Origin of the sequence: Gloeobacter violaceus PCC 7421, from assembly GCF_000011385.1 — a bacterium.
Taxonomy (GTDB): Bacteria; Cyanobacteriota; Cyanobacteriia; order Gloeobacterales; family Gloeobacteraceae; genus Gloeobacter; species Gloeobacter violaceus.
This window is the reverse complement of sequence record NC_005125.1, coordinates 4561949-4575840: the sequence shown is the minus strand read 5'-3', so window position 1 is coordinate 4575840 and position 13892 is coordinate 4561949. Positions and strand designations below refer to the sequence as shown.

Genomic DNA, 13892 nt, shown 5'->3' with positions numbered 1-13892 from the left:
GTGCAGGGAACAGCGTATTCAAGCGAGTGGGTTACCTGGGCCTCCCTGTTCAAAGATCCAGCCAGTTCTCGACGCTCAGCCCCGGTACGCGGGCGAATTCACGTAGATTGCCGGTCACCAGAATCAATCCGAGGGACAGCGCATGGGCGGCGATAAACATGTCATTGGAGCCAATCGGCGCTCCTGTCCTTTCGATAGCTGCTCGCAGGGTCGCGTAGTGTTGAGCGCCGGGAGACTCGAAGGGCAATATATCGAGCCCCGACAATACTGTCTCAAGCTGCGCAGACAGCCGTGTCGAGCCTTTCTTGACCGCGCCGAAGCGCAGTTCACCGGCGACAATAATGCTGGTACATACTTTATCTTCCCCAACTCGGGCGATGTGGGGAGCTACTGCGCCACCTGGATACCGGATCAAATTGGAAATGATATTGGTGTCTAGCAGATAGCGGTGAGTGTCCATCTCACAGATTCACGTCGTTGAGAGGCGGAAAATCGTCGATGTCGGGAAATTCCTCATCGAGGGGTTTTAAGGTTGCAAGGATAGCCAGCAGGGAGCGTCGTCTGACCGGCTCGACAATCAGCCGGTCGCCTTCTTTGCGAATGATGGCTTCGTCGCCGGGCAATTCAAACTCACGAGGAATTCGCAGAGCCTGATTGCGCCCATTTCTGAAAAGACGAACGTGACGTTCTGCATGCATGACGACCTCCTGGCCTTCCTGGCTGGCCTATGCCTGGACCTAGGCTAACATGGGCGTTCGCGGGCAAAGGTACAGGTAGGTATGAACCGAAAGCGCTTATCGCACCTGCACAAGCAATTGCAGAAATTGGCAGCTTACGGCCCCGACTGGGATGGGTACGGGGCGGCGCCCGTTTCGGGTCTTGCCCTTGCCGCCGCGGAGCAGTTTTTGCAAAGCGAATGGCTCGACGGCATCGCATCGGTCTATCGCCCTGCCATTGAGCCGCTGCACAGCGGCGGCCTTCGCATCGACTGGGCCACCACCGATCCCGAGGCCGAGGACGATGCGTACGTCGAGGTGACTATTGACGCACAGGGCCAGATCCACTGGCTTGCAGTGCTGGGCGAGGACACCCTCCAACTCGATGCCACAGTCGAGGAAGCGGCCGTTCGTACCGCCGAAACCCTCAAAACCTGAAAATAACGAAGCCACCGCCCGCAATCGCAAAATGCGCTCAGTACGGCCGCGCCGTCAAGTTAGCCTTCAGGCCGCACAGGAAGTTGAACCTCACTGCGCTTGCGCTCGGCTGGAACATAAGGCGAATCGTAGAGCAAGCGGCGGGCTGAGCCGGACACCTCGTAGCCGGGGTGGTGCATCAGCCACTCCCGCAATTGTTGCAGGCCCGCCCGAAAGCGTTCCCAGGAATACTCGCCCCGCAGACCCAGGCTGAGCACGGTCATCGCCGGATGATCCTCGACGGCAACGCCCTGGGCTGTCCGGCCGGGAGCAATCGCCAGACTACCGTACAGAAAAGAAACTTCGGCTTGGCCGTGTTCCCTCGGCTCGTCGAGGGCAATGGCTGGATAGCGTGCCTCCACGGGGGAGGTCATGGCGATCTCATTGGTGCTGATGTGCGCGAAAAGTGGGGCGAAGGCAGCCGATGTCGCCCCGGCGAGCGCCCCTTCGATACGGACGGTCGCAGACCGGTAGGGCGGGTAGTGTTTAATCTCGATCACCCCGGGCAGGGTGGGCGCCGGAAAACCCTCGGGCAGTTCGGCCATGGCATTCTTTCTCCAGTGGGTCGTTTGGCAGCGCTAGCTTTTTACCTGCGGAACGAACTCCAACGCGGCCGAGTTCAGACAGTACCGCAGTCTCGTGGGTGGCGGACCGTCCGTAAAGACATGACCGAGGTGGGCATCGCACCGCGCACAAAGCACCTCCACCCGGCTCATGCCATGGCTGAAATCCTTCTGGGTCGCGACGTTTTCTGCGTTTATTGGTGCGAGAAAACTCGGCCAGCCGGTGCCGGAGTCGAACTTGGCCTCAGCGGTGAAAAGGGGCAATTCACAGCAGACGCAGGTGTATTCCCCAGGTTGTTTGTGGTCGTAGAAAACGCCGCAAAACGGCCGCTCCGTCCCTTTTTGGCGCGTGATCTTATATTGCTCGGGCGTCAGTTGCTGCCGCCATTCTTGGTCACTTTTTAATACTTTTTGCATCGGTGTAACTCCTTGTTATGTTCACCGTTATCTGTCAATTCTAAAGCTCTAAGCGTAGGTTCGAATCCCGCACTGGATAGAATATTGCGAAAAGCTTCACTCAGAGACTGAGGGCTACGCCATTCATCCGCAGCCACTCTTTCGCTCGTAGTAATCGGGTATCATTTTGTCTACCTCATTCCGGAAAGCGACGAGCTGGTCGAGAAATAGTTTTTCATCAAGCTGATATTCTGACGATATTTTTCAAACCAAAGCGACTTACCGGTGACCCTGCCTAGACCGATGTCCTCAGGATAAGAGCGCACCTTTGTCTTCAAGCAATTTCTCCAGTCATCAAGAGCTAAGCGCATCTCCTCCACTTTTCAGCCGTTCTACATACTCAGCAAAGTGCGTATCAAGATTTAGGCCGGCACTTACTTCATCCTGTTGCAGATCGGATTCGGCTTGGCCGACCCTACGTACCCAATCATCATCAAGCAATTGTTCCATGTCAGCGTTCCTGTACTGGTGCGATGCTATGTTCGGCCTCAGCCAAACAGAACCCTTTCAAGTTTTAGTATCGCTTGTCGACGCTTGGTTTTGTCCATGCGCTTTAGATTGTGCAGCTTCCACTGTACAGCGGGAAGGCGCTCCGCCTCTGGCAGGGCAAATCTACTCCAATCGGCATCATCCCGCTTCACCGCCAGCAGGAAATGTTTATCCTCGTCAGTCAGCATCCGCCGTATCTGGCCGACCAGTTGGCGGCGCGCTTCCTCCAGTTCCTCAAGCTTTACTGGTTCCAGCGCCATACCGGCAAATTCCGCTGCGTAGGCCGGTTGTATGTTTTGCATCACAGGAGCGAGCAGTTCCACCATCGGCCGGTTGTGGCCCAGCAGGTAGACCAAAAAGGCATCTTTGAGTCTGGGGCTGATCCCCTCGTTCGCCAATAGAATCCGCACATCGAACAGATCCCGCGGGTGCTGGCGGTCAAGGGCAGCGCACAGCTTACCGGCGTACAGATCCTCGAAGCTCAGCAACTGTATCTTCGCGTACCCGAATTCTGAGCGTACCCGGTCAGCCACTTCACGCGCCTGGGATGGGTAGACACTGCCGCGCAGCACCGGTGTCACCTCGATTTTTACGGTGACTTCTGCCTGAGTCACCAAAAGCTTGATACGTTTATCGGTGCCCTTGAGCCTCTGTGCCCGCCCTGCACAACCTGGAACAGCCTTTTCTATTGCTGCCCTTATTTTCTCCAACGCCTGATCGATGGCTGCCAGACTGGTGTCACGATCCTGTACCGGCAGGTAGGCAAGGTCGATATCCACCGACAGGCGCGGCATGTCGCGCACGAACAGATTCAGTGCCGTGCCTCCCTTAAGCGCAAAACACTCCTGCTTTGCCACTTGGGGCAATAAGCTCACCAGTAGACGGACTTGCCTAGAAAAAGGGTTGTTCGGCTCCATCCGCCATCTCTCTCGGCACCGTGATTTCAAAGCACTTGTCGAATGCACCGCCTTTGACAATCATGCGCTTGCCGCTTCCCAGGTCCACACCCTGGGTATCGAGCGCTTGCTGCCAGGCATGGCTGTGACGGGCAGCGAACCAGAGAAAGAGCCGTTTGGCCTTTACATTGGTGCAGGCCAGCAACAATGCCCGGATCAAGTCGGGCCGCAGGGTAGCCGCCGACTCGAAGAATTTGTCCGCCACCTGAAAGTCCGCCTCATCGCTTACCTCGGCCAGCAGCTCCAACAACGCCAGTTCCGGTGTGCTGTAGCGGACAGGCCAGTCCCAGTGCCCAAAGGATCGGGTAGTCACGGCGTGCTCAGGTATCTTGGCAAACAGCTTCGGCCGGTGGTGCTCGAACCGATATGGAGCATCCAGCTTCTCCAGCCAGGTGGGTACCTTGTCCCCGTATAATGCGATCCGTTGCACGCCCCGCATGGGTAGGTAATGGGCCAGCCCTTGCAGTTCCAGTGCGCTACGCCCACCCACGTGCACCGCGTACCCCAACCCCTGCAGGGAGTAGACGATATGCTCCCACTTGAGCGGTGGCCCGGGCCTTCGATAGGCTCCCTGCGCCACCCTCTGCAATGCCTCGGATCGCAAATAACTATCCACCCGTGGGCGGTCGAATCCCCTTGCCTCCAGCCAGGCGCGATCGACAACCTGCCCCTCCGGTAGGCAGCTTTCAAGGGATTTACAGGACTTGACACTGTTCATTAGTTTAGAAAATGAGGATTTTGCATAATTTAATTATGCAGTTTCTCCAATTACTAAACCAGCAGAGGGTTCAAGTCCTGCTTGATTTATATATCAGAATTTTGCAAATCAAGCAGGACTTGAACTTTTACTCCGTGCGGCCGTCCAACTTCCGAAAGTAATTGACGTAGCCGACACGAGTAAGCCGTCAGGATTACACCGTTGGCCAGATGCGTTTGAATTCAAGCTCTTGCAGTGTGTTTTTGATGGATTTGTCTGGGTCGAAGACGGTGATCAGGCTATGGTCAGCGTGCTGGCGGACAGAATAGCCTGATGGTCGATGTTGAGAATCCCCACACCAAGCTGGACGACCCTCTGCGTTGGAACTGCAGACACCGTGTACAAGATCCCACCACTGGTTCGCTTCGCCCCTCCAGATCGACACAAAACTGCCAAGGTCATGCTGGGTTGTGGGCTTGAGTGACAATTGGTATTCGTGGGCCAACTGTCGGATTTGCTCGTGGAGCCTGTCGATCAAGGCATGCAGGCCAAGCTCGGGCGTGCTTGGCTGAACGGAGAATTGGCTCCCCCGGTAGCCATTGAAGCTGTTCATGGGGTGGGGTGGTCTGCGCCAGCCGGGGCCAAGGCCACCGATACGGCTGGCCAGTTCGAGCAGGTCGGTGATCAGCGGTTTGAGGGTATTGGCTTGCAGGCGGATCGTCCAGGTCTCAAAAACGCTCTCTGCTGAAACATTGGTATAGATGCCGCTTGGATGAACACTCATATAGCGACGGGTGAGAAAACTTGCCAGTGTCAATCTGGCGGGGCAGCCAAGTCCACCAAAGATGTAAACGGTCAATTTTTCGGCATCGTTGCGAGTCAGCCAATTGAGGGCAAGACGAGTAAAGTGTCCGCGCAGGTTGGCCCGTAGAACCTGAGGGCTCCATCGATAGAGGCCCTTCTGGCTGACTTCGGAATGTGTCAATAGGTTAGAGACGACTTTCTGAATCTGGCACAGAGCAGCTCGGCTGAGTTTCCGCTGAGGAAGCTGTACTGCTATCTTTGGGCTTGTTGATCCACACCGCCTCGGGCAGGGCCGGCGGCTCGGGGATCTTGCGGACGAAGCGGTCTGGATGCTGGGTATAGGCCGCCGCCAACACCTGCCGTCGTCGTTCTTGTCGTTGGTGCGCTTCGCCCGTGTGCAGGCTCGCAGGTGGCATCAGCCCGATCCCCGAATGGCAATGCTCATGGTTGTACCAGGCGAAAAAGCGCTGACAAAAAGCACGGGCATCTTCCAGCGAACCGAAGCGCTCAGGAAATTGCGGCTGGGGGTCGTTGGGGCAACGACCCTGGTACTTCATGGTCTTGAACTGGGATTCACTGTAGGGGTTGTCGTTGCTGACGTGCGGACGCGAATGGCTTTTGGTAATACCCAGGTCCGACAACAACACCGCCACAGTGCGACTGGTCATCGCCGCTCCTCGCTCGGAGTGAATCGTCAGCTGGTCACGGGCTATTCCTTCCCTGGTAGAGCTTTGGGCAATCAACTGTTCAGCAAGCTCTGCCGATTCCTGCGCTGCCACCAGCCAGCCGACCACGCAGCGACTGTAGACATCCAGCAACACATACAGATGATAATGCTGAGCTTTTTGTGGTCCTTTGAGCTTGGTGATATCCCAACTCCACAGTTGATTGGGAGCCGTCGCCAGTAACTCGGGCTTGCTGTAGAGCGGCTGGCGACGTTGGTGGCGCCGTTCGCGCACCTCGCCCGCTTCAGCTAATAGGCGATACATAGTGCGATAGGAACATAGATAAGTGCCCTCGTCGAGCAGCGTGGCGTAGATCTGCCGGGGGCTCTGGTCCACAAACCGCTCTGAACGCAGCACAGAAAGCACCTGTTGTTTCTCCTGTGCCTGCAAAGACCGTGGGGGAGCTGGGTGGGGCTTTTTCGGCTTTGGCTTATCGGCAGGCTTGGCGAAACGGTAGACCGAGGCGCGGTTGAGGTCAAGGGCCTCGGCAACCGCCTGGGGGTGATACTGGTCTACCAGTTGCTTGGCGACGGCGTTCAGCGGGTTCCAGGTGCGTCGCTGCTGGGGGTCTGGCTCAGGTCGAGACCCAGCAGCTCGGACGCTTTTTTTTGGATCTCCAGGAGCAACTCGGCTCGCTTGAGTTGGTTGTGCAATTGCTGGACGTGCTTTTGGAGTCGGGCGTTCTCGGCTTTGAGCCCGGTGTCGGCCGAGGACTTGGGACCGGCAGGCTGGTCTTTGAGGGCCTGGAGGGTGGCCTGTTTGCGCTGCTTGCGCCATTCGGCTATCAGAGAAGAATAGAGCCCTTCGCGGCGGCGGATGCTGCCCATCTGCCCAGGCTGGGAGGCTTTGTCGGTTTCTTCGAGGATCTTCAGTTTGTATTCGGCGCTGAAGTGTCTGCGTTCGGGTTGAGGCCGGACTTCGGTATCGGTCTTGCCAAAGCCGTTGGCGGTCGGAGAATCTGAGGATGGCATAGGCATGAGTAGGACTGCTGTGGTGGTTGTTCTTTTTCAGGAGTCATCTCTTTCTATATTGACACCCAGGGCACCGCCGAAGTCCTGAATGTCTATCAGCTGCGAGACTTGAGGAGCTTTCAAGCGCCGCTGCCAGTGCGAACCACTGTGAGCAGTGCTCTTACTACCGCCTTCTTCCTGGGCAAGATAGATAAATTCAACATTCTGATTTGTAAGGCGCTGCTCAATGCCCCACAGGTACAGAGCACTGCTTAACGCGGCGGTACCACTGCTGTGCTGAATAAGAATCTTATCGAAGATCGATCCGAAGGCGGCAAACGTAGCTGTCTCATTTTTATACTGAATATGTGTTTTCAAAACGCCATGTACCAGCTCCGCCATAGCCTCCCAATCTGCTACGCCATGACTAATTTCGGGTTTCACAGTTACTTCTACGGGCTGACAAATAAGCCCTTCTCGATGGCACCATTCCAGCAGTAGTTCACGCCACCAGTGACCATCTGAGATCGCAATACGCTGCCAGTCTTCCGGCGCTTGTCTGTTGCAATTTAACCACTGTGTCTGATCGGTCAGAAGAACGCAGAACGTATACTCTGCCTCTCCTGTCAGTTGCCTGTGCAATTCGCTCAGAAATCGAAAATTTACGGCATGGCGGCCTTCCGCGTACTTAGTCTTGCATTTTTGCGCCGCTTCGTTTATCTCTTCGTTCGAGTAGCAATTTCCGAGCCTATCTCTTGCATTGTTGCTGTCAATTTGTATATCGCTGTTGCCCAAAACCTGGACAATTAAACACTTTTGCATTTGGATATACCTTCAAGCGGCTCGTCCTGCTGCCGCTTATTTAGGAATTCTATGACATCTCGATAGGCTGCACACTTATCTTCGACTCAGCATCAACTGTGAGAACGCTTCCAGGCGGTACGCACTGCCACCCTCTAGAGGCAAACAGCGGTTCGGAAGCAATGATCGTCGCTTCCGGGAAAGTAGGGTCGTCTGCCAGCCAGTACAACGTGGGTGCCTCCGGGCGATTGGCGTAACGCGAAGCTACCAGCCGCTCGCCATCGGCGAAGATCAAATTCAAAGATACCGACACGGACTCTTTGGCGGCCCAAACAGCCAGGGTGCGGATCGATTCGGTAAGGGCGTCTTCGAGGGTGCCGCCTTGACGCTCCCAGGTGTTGAGCACAAAGGCAAAGACATGTTCGGAGTCGGTGCTGCCGTCGATCGCTTTGTAGAATGGATCGTCCAGGCTGTCGCGGATGGGGCGGTAAAGGGTCTGGCGAAAGTTCTGAATGAATCCGTTGTGCAGGCCCAGGATGCGCTCGAAGGCGAAGGGCTGGCAGTTGCTCAAGTCGACGGCCAGGCCGGGGGTGGCGCTTCTGACGTTGGCGAGCACACAGCTCGAGTGGACGTAGCGGCCGAGCGATCCCAGGTTGGCGTCGGCCCAGATGGGCTGGGTGCTGCGAAAACGAAACGGCCGACTGTCGCGCGCCGGGTCGTACCAGCCGAAACCAAAACCGTCGGCGTTGAGCAGGCCGGAGGTCATTTCCTTGGGCTGGTAGCTCTGCACGCAAAGCGAATGTTCGGGTTTTTCGATCAGATCGGCGAGGGCGACGGGTGCTCCCTGGTAGGCAAGTAGGCGGCACATAGTGGGTAGGTTCCGGTGTCGGGTGGTCAGCAGCGCACGGTCACTTTAAGTTGGCGCTGAATAGGGCCAGGCAGATCCAGCCTACGATCAACGCGCCGCCGCCGAAGGGGGTGACCGCCCCCAAAACGCGGATGCCGCTCCAGCTCAAAGCATACAAGCTGCCGGAGAATATCAAGATCCCGGCAATGAAAGCCGCACCGCTTGCGACCAACAGCGCCGGGGGTGGGTCGAAGCGGTTCACCAGCACCGCCACCAACGCCAGCGCCAGGGCGTGGAGGATCTGGTAACGCGCGGCGGTCTCGAAAATTTCGATGGCCCGCGCATCGAGCCGATCGCGCAGGGCGTGGGTGCCAAAGGCTCCGAGGGCGACCGCCAGACCCGCAAGCACGGCGGCGGTGGTCAAAAAGAGGCGAAACATCGGCAATTCAATCCACCACGACGGCACCGGCCAGATAATGTTCGATTTGCTCGCGGCAATCGCCGGTCAACCCTTCGGGCAGCGCTTCGAGGGCAAAAGCTGCCGCCCTTTCGATTTCCATCACGTCGCGAGGACGCATCTCACCTTCAACGAACACTTCCATGACGATACACAGACTATGAAAGCGCGGGTCGCGCTTCGGGTCCGAGTAGACCCCCGTGAGACGTCCAAAGCCGCGTACCCGAAGGCCGCACTCTTCGAGCACCTCGCGCACAAGCGCCGTCTGCACTTTTTCGTTGGTGTCGATCAGTCCCCCGGGCAGAACCCAACCGCCCCGGTGCTGCTTGACCAGCACCAACCGCCCGTCGGGCAAACGGGGAATGGCGCGCACGCCGACCAGCGGCCGGCTGAACAACAGACCGAGTACGGTGCGGGCGATGTACCAGAACGTCGAGATTCGGCCCGGTTTTGCGGCAGTCCCAACCAAATGACCCCCACAGAAGCTTTTCGGGCTCCAGTCTAACAACTCCCGAAGTCTGCCCTGGGAGGGAAGCTCAAAGAGAATTTCCCAAGCTATTCTCAAGTCAAGTCGGCGCCGATATCCATCGATTCGCGTTCGACAGCGTGACTCCGAAAATCAAGGGGACAAGTAATGCTTTTCATCAGAGCCGATGATAGTACATACGGCGATTCGGCCATCGCCGAGCGTTTTGATAATCAAAGCCTGATCAACGCCGACGACGAGAAGCTCGGCAGCGTCGACAAGGTCTTCGTCAACGTCAACGATGCCAACGACATCTACATTGAAGCCAACCTCGGCGGCGGCTTCCTGGGATTGGGCAGCAAAGAATTTCTGGTGCCCGTAGGCAAACTCACCGCCCGCAGCGACGGTCGCTTCTTTCTGGACATGCCCAAAGACGAGACGAAAATGCAGGGTCGCCTCGTCCCCGGCGACGGCCAAGCCTTTCTCGAAGGCATCCTTGCTCCTCCCTACGGCTACGCCGAGGGTCCGGGTACGGGCATCAAAGAAGCGATTGGCGGCGGTACCGGTCTGCCGGGCGGCAATTTCGCCGGCAACGTGGGCGACTACGGCGGGCGCCGGGTGACCAGCAACACCGTCGATGCGCACCAGGGCAAGATCACGGACCTCAAGGGTCACCGCCTGTACGAACCGGGTAACAACGAACAGTTCGGCACCATCGAAGAGGTCTACTGTGATCTGTCCACCGGTGAGCCGAAGCTGCTGAAGATCCGCTACGGCGGCGATGCCCAGCCCGGTGGCTTCTTCAGTTTGTTCGGCGGCGGCCACGATGTGCTGGTGTCGCTTGACGCGCTTGTCAGAACCGGTGAGGAGTACTACCTGCGCGATCAGCAGGTGGCGCGAGTCATGCACAGCGCGGACGCTGAGCGGCCCGACGAAGGCACCCCCGCGTTGGGGCTCTAGCGTACTGGTACAGAAGTACAGACCGGCTGCCTAGAAGTCAGCCGGTCTGCTTGCGTTTTGGGACTACTGCTACCTCTACCCACACTTGCCGGGGAGTGGCGACTTGTGCTGTGGCAGAATGCCTTCACGCATCGCAAACAAGAGTCGAGAAGACATTTCTCAAAATATAAAGTAAGGAGTGAATCTAGGATTAGCTTTTTAGAGTAGCATCATACCAAAGTGACAATAGATTCAGTCGGCGATTCAAGTTTGAAGAGTGAGCAATATGTCCTCCAGTCTTCCCGTTGATCCAGGCGGCGCGCTTACCAGGATATCTGAAGTGCCAGATTGGATTTTGCCGACCGCATCAGAACTCTACAAACGTCGCAAAGATATTCAAACTGTTTTCAAAAAAGTTTCTGAACTTTTTGGGAGAAAAACGATTGTCTTTTTGGGCATGAAGGGAGTTGGGAAAACAGTCCTTCTGGATTATGTGACTGGTAAAGCTTACGACAGGGGCTACTCTCCTCCGATGACCTCTACGAAAATTGAGGAAGGCAGGGAAGGGAGACTGGTATTGCGAGTGATACCAGGCAAAGAGACCCGCTATATGTTGGAAAGTGAGCTTTTTTTGGAGGAAACAAAGGTAGATGGAGTAGTCTATGTGGTCGCAAACGGTTTTGCTTCAATCCGAAATGAGCTCGCCAAAGCTTCTTTAATAGAAGACCAAAATGTAGACACCCTTGAGAGATATCGCGAACTCCAATTATCTTCTGAACTTCATGATTTAAAGGGAGTTTGCGAGCTTCTTCGTTCCTCCATTAGGCGCAATCAAAAACCAACATGGATGGTAGTAGCTGTAACAAAAGTCGACCTATTCTATAACTTTGCTGTTGAGGCAGCAAAATATTACTCACCCTATGGCAATAGCCAATTCGTAAAAACTCTACACGAACTTCAGCATCGAGTCGGGAGTGATAATTTCACGTGGAGTGCCTTGCCAGTATGCGGTTGGCTGGAAGATTTCACTTGGAACAATCAAACACAAGGCTCCGTGCTCAAGGGAGAACAGCGCGATCATTTTGAAGCTGCATTTGTATACCTTCCATCAATGTGCTGCTCAAGCCGTTCAATAAATGAATAAATTTACAGAGGGAGGCAATGCACCAGATAAAGAGTTTTACGAGCGCAGCGAAGTAGGACAACTTTTAGATCTGGTTGAAAAAATACAGAAAGATTTGCGTGAAAACAGCAGGAAGCTATCGAACAGTACGGCGTTACTCAACGGCCTCTATTGGCTGGTAATTATATCTGCTTTTTTGCTAGTGAAGGAGCTCGATCCAAAAGCGCTAAGTTTACAAGCGTTAAGCTCACCATCTGAGCAACTGACTTTATTTCTAGTTTTCATCGCTGCAACAGCTGTAGCAGAAATTGGTAAGCAATTGCTTCGCGGGGCTATGGGGCTTGATTCCTTGAAAAGACAGATATACATGGATCGCCGTGCTATGGGTGAAGTACTAGAGCTTTTACGCGAAATTGAACATGCAGTAGCAAAGCAAGAGGAATGGTCTGCGCTGAATCGTGCGTGGTTCAGATTAAGCGTTTCAAGATATGAAACTGATGCCTATGGGGAACTAGCCACTGGGGATTTAACACTTAGTGCTTTGTTCGGATGGATAATTGCTGCATTCGTTGGACGCAGTTCTCAAACAAGCAACTCAAGGGAAAAAAGCTGGAAGAACTAATAGGTTTTCCTAGCGCAATCACAAAGCAAAATATTGATGTTCACTGGGTCGTCTTTGGCTCCATACCCAATTTTTCAAGCAGCTTCTGATCGTGGGAGTGCTCGGGGTTGGGGGTGGTGAGCAGTTTCGGGCCGGTAAATATCGAATTGGCCCCGGCCAGGAAGCAAAGGGCCTGCAGTTCCTCGCTCATCTGCAGGCGCCCTGCCGAAAGGCGCACCATGGCATCTGGAAAAAGAATACGGGTCGTGGCAACCATCCGCACCAGGTCGAGCGGTTCGACGGGCGACGAGTCGGCCAGAGGGGTGCCCGCCACCGGTACTAGGCAGTTGATCGGGATCGACTCGGGAGTTGGGTCGAGGCTGCCGAGCGATTCGAGTAGCTCGAAGCGGTCTGTGAGCGATTCACCCATGCCCAGGATGCCGCCGCAGCACACAGAAATACCCGCCGCACCCACCGCCCGGATCGTTTCGAGCCGGTCCTTGTAGGTGCGGGTGGTCACCACCTGCGGGTAGTAGCCGGGGCCGGTGTCGAGATTGTGGTTGTAGGCGGTGAGTCCTGCCTGCTTCAGGCGTTCGGCCTGATGCGGTTTGACCATACCGAGGGTGCAGCAGACTTCCATGTCCAGTGCCGCCACCGAGCGCACCATCTCCAACACCCGCTCGAACGGCGGACCGTCTTTGATTTCTCGCCAGGCAGCCCCCATGCAAAATCGAGTCGAACCCGCCGCCTTGGCTGCCTGCGCCTCGGCCATTACCGCGTCGAGGGAACTGAGTTCCTGGGCTGCCAGGCCGCTTTTGTGGTGAACGCTCTGGGAGCAGTAGCCACAATTTTCGGGGCACAGACCGGTTTTGATGTTGCTGAGGGTACAAAGCTGCACTTCGCGCGGATCATGGTGGGCACGGTGGACGCGCTGGGCTTCGAAGAGCAAATCGGGCAGCGGCTGGTGATAGATCCGCGAAATCTCGGAGACGGTCGAGGGCATCGGCGCACGGCACATCGGAGCAGCAACAGCCTACCCGATCGCACGTCCCTATCCAAAGCAAACGACCCGCCGCCGCCCAGGATTGGGTGGTTGCGGGCCGCGTGAAAAATGCTCAAGGCGATCAACCCGCGAAGACGCGCTCCAGGTTCTTCTCGGCAAACTCCCAATTGATCAGATTGTCGGCGAAGGCGTTCTCGTAGTCGGGGCGCAGGTTCTGGTAGTCGAGGTAGTAGGCGTGCTCCCAGACGTCCATGTTGAGCAGCGGCAGCTTGCTCTCGTCGGTGATGGGGGTCTCGGCGTTGGGGGTCTTGGTGACCACCAGCTTCTCACCGTCTTTGACCAACCAGGCGTAGCCGCTGCCGAACTGGGTGGTACCGGCGGTGACGAACTGCTTCTTGAATTCGTCGTAGCTGCCGAAGGCATCTTTGATCATCTCGCCCAGCGTCCCGCCCGGCTCGCCGCCGCCGCCGGGGCGCATGCTGTTCCAGTAGAACGTATGGTTCCAGACCTGGGCGGCGTTGTTGAACAACGTCTTTTGTTCGGCATTTTTGGCGGCGGTACGGATGAGGTCCACCAGCGACAGCGACTCCAGCTCGGTGCCGGCGATCGCCTTGTTCATGTTGTTGAGATAGCCGGTGTGGTGCTTGCCGTAATGGAAGCTCAAAGTCTGAGCCGAAACGTACGGAGCGAGAGCGTTCTCGTCGTAGGGCAGCGGCGGGAGTGTATGAGCCATGGGGTCCTCTCTAATTGCCAATGGGTTCGGCATTCCTCCTAAGATCTAATAACACGCCGGTTCCGCTTTGGTCAGTGCTGTGCACGGCT

At 56.2% G+C, this 13892-nt stretch carries 19 protein-coding genes; 4 read left to right on the top strand and 15 right to left on the bottom strand.

Annotation, left to right across the window (positions count from 1 at the left end):
• Positions 1-49 precede the first annotated feature (49 nt).
• On the bottom strand, positions 50-460 hold the full coding sequence (locus GLL_RS22365) for a type II toxin-antitoxin system VapC family toxin (RefSeq protein ID WP_011144326.1): 411 nt from the start codon (positions 458-460) through the stop codon (positions 50-52).
• A 1-nt stretch (position 461) separates the two neighbouring features.
• Positions 462-698 carry an antitoxin gene (locus tag GLL_RS22360; RefSeq protein ID WP_011144325.1) on the bottom strand — a complete coding sequence of 79 codons (237 nt, stop codon included), beginning with the start codon at positions 696-698 and terminating at the stop codon, positions 462-464.
• A gap of 81 nt (positions 699-779) precedes the next feature.
• Between GLL_RS22360 and GLL_RS22355 the strand changes: the two genes are divergently transcribed.
• Positions 780-1154 (top strand): hypothetical protein, encoded by a 375-nt coding sequence (locus GLL_RS22355; RefSeq protein WP_011144324.1) that lies wholly within the window; start codon positions 780-782, stop codon positions 1152-1154.
• A gap of 59 nt (positions 1155-1213) precedes the next feature.
• Here GLL_RS22355 and GLL_RS22350 read toward each other — a convergent pair whose 3' ends face one another.
• From GLL_RS22350 to GLL_RS22300, 11 genes are all read right to left on the bottom strand, one after another.
• Complete coding sequence (locus tag GLL_RS22350) at positions 1214-1738, bottom strand: heme-binding protein (protein ID WP_011144323.1); 525 nt, start codon at positions 1736-1738, stop codon at positions 1214-1216.
• 33 nt (positions 1739-1771) lie between these two features.
• The gene (msrB, locus tag GLL_RS22345) at positions 1772-2173 is read right to left on the bottom strand and encodes a peptide-methionine (R)-S-oxide reductase MsrB (protein ID WP_011144322.1); all 402 of its coding nucleotides are present in this window, start codon (positions 2171-2173) and stop codon (positions 1772-1774) included.
• Positions 2174-2506: 333 nt separating this feature from the next.
• On the bottom strand, positions 2507-2662 hold the full coding sequence (locus GLL_RS22340) for a hypothetical protein (protein ID WP_164929512.1): 156 nt from the start codon (positions 2660-2662) through the stop codon (positions 2507-2509).
• A gap of 38 nt (positions 2663-2700) precedes the next feature.
• Entirely contained in the window at positions 2701-3618 is a 918-nt protein-coding gene (locus tag GLL_RS22335; RefSeq protein ID WP_011144321.1) for a nucleotidyl transferase AbiEii/AbiGii toxin family protein, read from the bottom strand.
• Positions 3593-4375: a type IV toxin-antitoxin system AbiEi family antitoxin domain-containing protein gene (locus GLL_RS22330; protein ID WP_011144320.1), complete on the bottom strand. Its 783-nt coding sequence runs from the start codon at positions 4373-4375 to the stop codon at positions 3593-3595. The genes GLL_RS22335 and GLL_RS22330 overlap by 26 nt, the downstream gene beginning before the upstream one ends.
• Before the next feature lie 193 nt (positions 4376-4568).
• Entirely contained in the window at positions 4569-5339 is a 771-nt protein-coding gene (locus GLL_RS22325; protein WP_164929511.1) for a hypothetical protein, read from the bottom strand.
• 4 nt (positions 5340-5343) lie between these two features.
• Positions 5344-6854, bottom strand: a protein-coding gene (locus GLL_RS22320; RefSeq protein ID WP_407920004.1) for an IS3 family transposase whose coding sequence is annotated in 2 segments (ribosomal slippage) — positions 5344-6485 and positions 6485-6854 — 1512 coding nt in all. Because the reading frame shifts where the segments join, the coding sequence is not laid out codon by codon here.
• A gap of 36 nt (positions 6855-6890) precedes the next feature.
• Positions 6891-7655, bottom strand: a complete 765-nt coding sequence (locus tag GLL_RS22315) for a hypothetical protein (protein WP_011144316.1) — start codon at positions 7653-7655, stop codon at positions 6891-6893.
• 49 nt (positions 7656-7704) lie between these two features.
• Positions 7705-8502 carry an ergothioneine biosynthesis protein EgtC gene (gene egtC / locus GLL_RS22310; RefSeq protein ID WP_011144315.1) on the bottom strand — a complete coding sequence of 266 codons (798 nt, stop codon included), beginning with the start codon at positions 8500-8502 and terminating at the stop codon, positions 7705-7707.
• Between the two features lie 40 nt (positions 8503-8542).
• Positions 8543-8920, bottom strand: a complete 378-nt coding sequence (locus tag GLL_RS22305) for a DUF423 domain-containing protein (RefSeq protein ID WP_011144314.1) — start codon at positions 8918-8920, stop codon at positions 8543-8545.
• Positions 8921-8927: 7 nt separating this feature from the next.
• Entirely contained in the window at positions 8928-9407 is a 480-nt protein-coding gene (locus tag GLL_RS22300) for an NUDIX domain-containing protein (RefSeq protein WP_197530075.1), read from the bottom strand.
• A gap of 165 nt (positions 9408-9572) precedes the next feature.
• On the opposite strand from GLL_RS22300, the gene GLL_RS22295 reads away from it, so the two are divergent.
• From GLL_RS22295 to GLL_RS22285, 3 genes are all read left to right on the top strand, one after another.
• Positions 9573-10364 (top strand): PRC-barrel domain-containing protein, encoded by a 792-nt coding sequence (locus GLL_RS22295; protein ID WP_011144312.1) that lies wholly within the window; start codon positions 9573-9575, stop codon positions 10362-10364.
• A gap of 256 nt (positions 10365-10620) precedes the next feature.
• Positions 10621-11487, top strand: coding sequence for a hypothetical protein (locus GLL_RS22290; protein WP_164929510.1), 867 nt, complete (start codon positions 10621-10623; stop codon positions 11485-11487).
• Positions 11480-12088 (top strand): hypothetical protein, encoded by a 609-nt coding sequence (locus GLL_RS22285; RefSeq protein ID WP_164929509.1) that lies wholly within the window; start codon positions 11480-11482, stop codon positions 12086-12088. The genes GLL_RS22290 and GLL_RS22285 overlap by 8 nt, the downstream gene beginning before the upstream one ends.
• Positions 12089-12128: 40 nt before the next feature.
• On the opposite strand, the gene bioB is transcribed toward GLL_RS22285, so the two are convergent.
• Together bioB and GLL_RS22275 are read right to left on the bottom strand one after the other, a co-directional pair.
• Positions 12129-13085: a biotin synthase BioB gene (gene bioB, locus GLL_RS22280; RefSeq protein WP_011144311.1), complete on the bottom strand. Its 957-nt coding sequence runs from the start codon at positions 13083-13085 to the stop codon at positions 12129-12131.
• A 106-nt stretch (positions 13086-13191) separates the two neighbouring features.
• Positions 13192-13803, bottom strand: a complete 612-nt coding sequence (locus tag GLL_RS22275; protein WP_011144310.1) for a superoxide dismutase — start codon at positions 13801-13803, stop codon at positions 13192-13194.
• Between the last annotated feature and the right edge of the window lie 89 nt (positions 13804-13892).

Bases quoted from the DNA above. Each gene is read 5' to 3' on its own strand.
- GLL_RS22330 (WP_011144320.1), bottom strand. From the start codon at position 4,375: ATGAACAGTGTCAAGTCCTGTAAATCCCTTGAAAGCTGCCTACCGGAG.
- GLL_RS22315 (WP_011144316.1), bottom strand. From the start codon at position 7,655: ATGCAAAAGTGTTTAATTGTCCAGGTTTTGGGCAACAGCGATATACAA.
- GLL_RS22360 (WP_011144325.1), bottom strand. From the start codon at position 698: ATGCATGCAGAACGTCACGTTCGTCTTTTCAGAAATGGGCGCAATCAG.
- GLL_RS22295 (WP_011144312.1), top strand. From the start codon at position 9,573: ATGCTTTTCATCAGAGCCGATGATAGTACATACGGCGATTCGGCCATC.
- GLL_RS22355 (WP_011144324.1), top strand. From the start codon at position 780: ATGAACCGAAAGCGCTTATCGCACCTGCACAAGCAATTGCAGAAATTG.
- GLL_RS22305 (WP_011144314.1), bottom strand. From the start codon at position 8,920: ATGTTTCGCCTCTTTTTGACCACCGCCGCCGTGCTTGCGGGTCTGGCG.
- GLL_RS22365 (WP_011144326.1), bottom strand. From the start codon at position 460: ATGGACACTCACCGCTATCTGCTAGACACCAATATCATTTCCAATTTG.
- msrB (WP_011144322.1), bottom strand. From the start codon at position 2,173: ATGCAAAAAGTATTAAAAAGTGACCAAGAATGGCGGCAGCAACTGACG.
- GLL_RS22350 (WP_011144323.1), bottom strand. From the start codon at position 1,738: ATGGCCGAACTGCCCGAGGGTTTTCCGGCGCCCACCCTGCCCGGGGTG.
- GLL_RS22335 (WP_011144321.1), bottom strand. From the start codon at position 3,618: ATGGAGCCGAACAACCCTTTTTCTAGGCAAGTCCGTCTACTGGTGAGC.
- GLL_RS22275 (WP_011144310.1), bottom strand. From the start codon at position 13,803: ATGGCTCATACACTCCCGCCGCTGCCCTACGACGAGAACGCTCTCGCT.
- bioB (WP_011144311.1), bottom strand. From the start codon at position 13,085: ATGTGCCGTGCGCCGATGCCCTCGACCGTCTCCGAGATTTCGCGGATC.
- egtC (WP_011144315.1), bottom strand. From the start codon at position 8,502: ATGTGCCGCCTACTTGCCTACCAGGGAGCACCCGTCGCCCTCGCCGAT.
- GLL_RS22285 (WP_164929509.1), top strand. From the start codon at position 11,480: ATGAATAAATTTACAGAGGGAGGCAATGCACCAGATAAAGAGTTTTAC.
- GLL_RS22340 (WP_164929512.1), bottom strand. From the start codon at position 2,662: ATGGAACAATTGCTTGATGATGATTGGGTACGTAGGGTCGGCCAAGCC.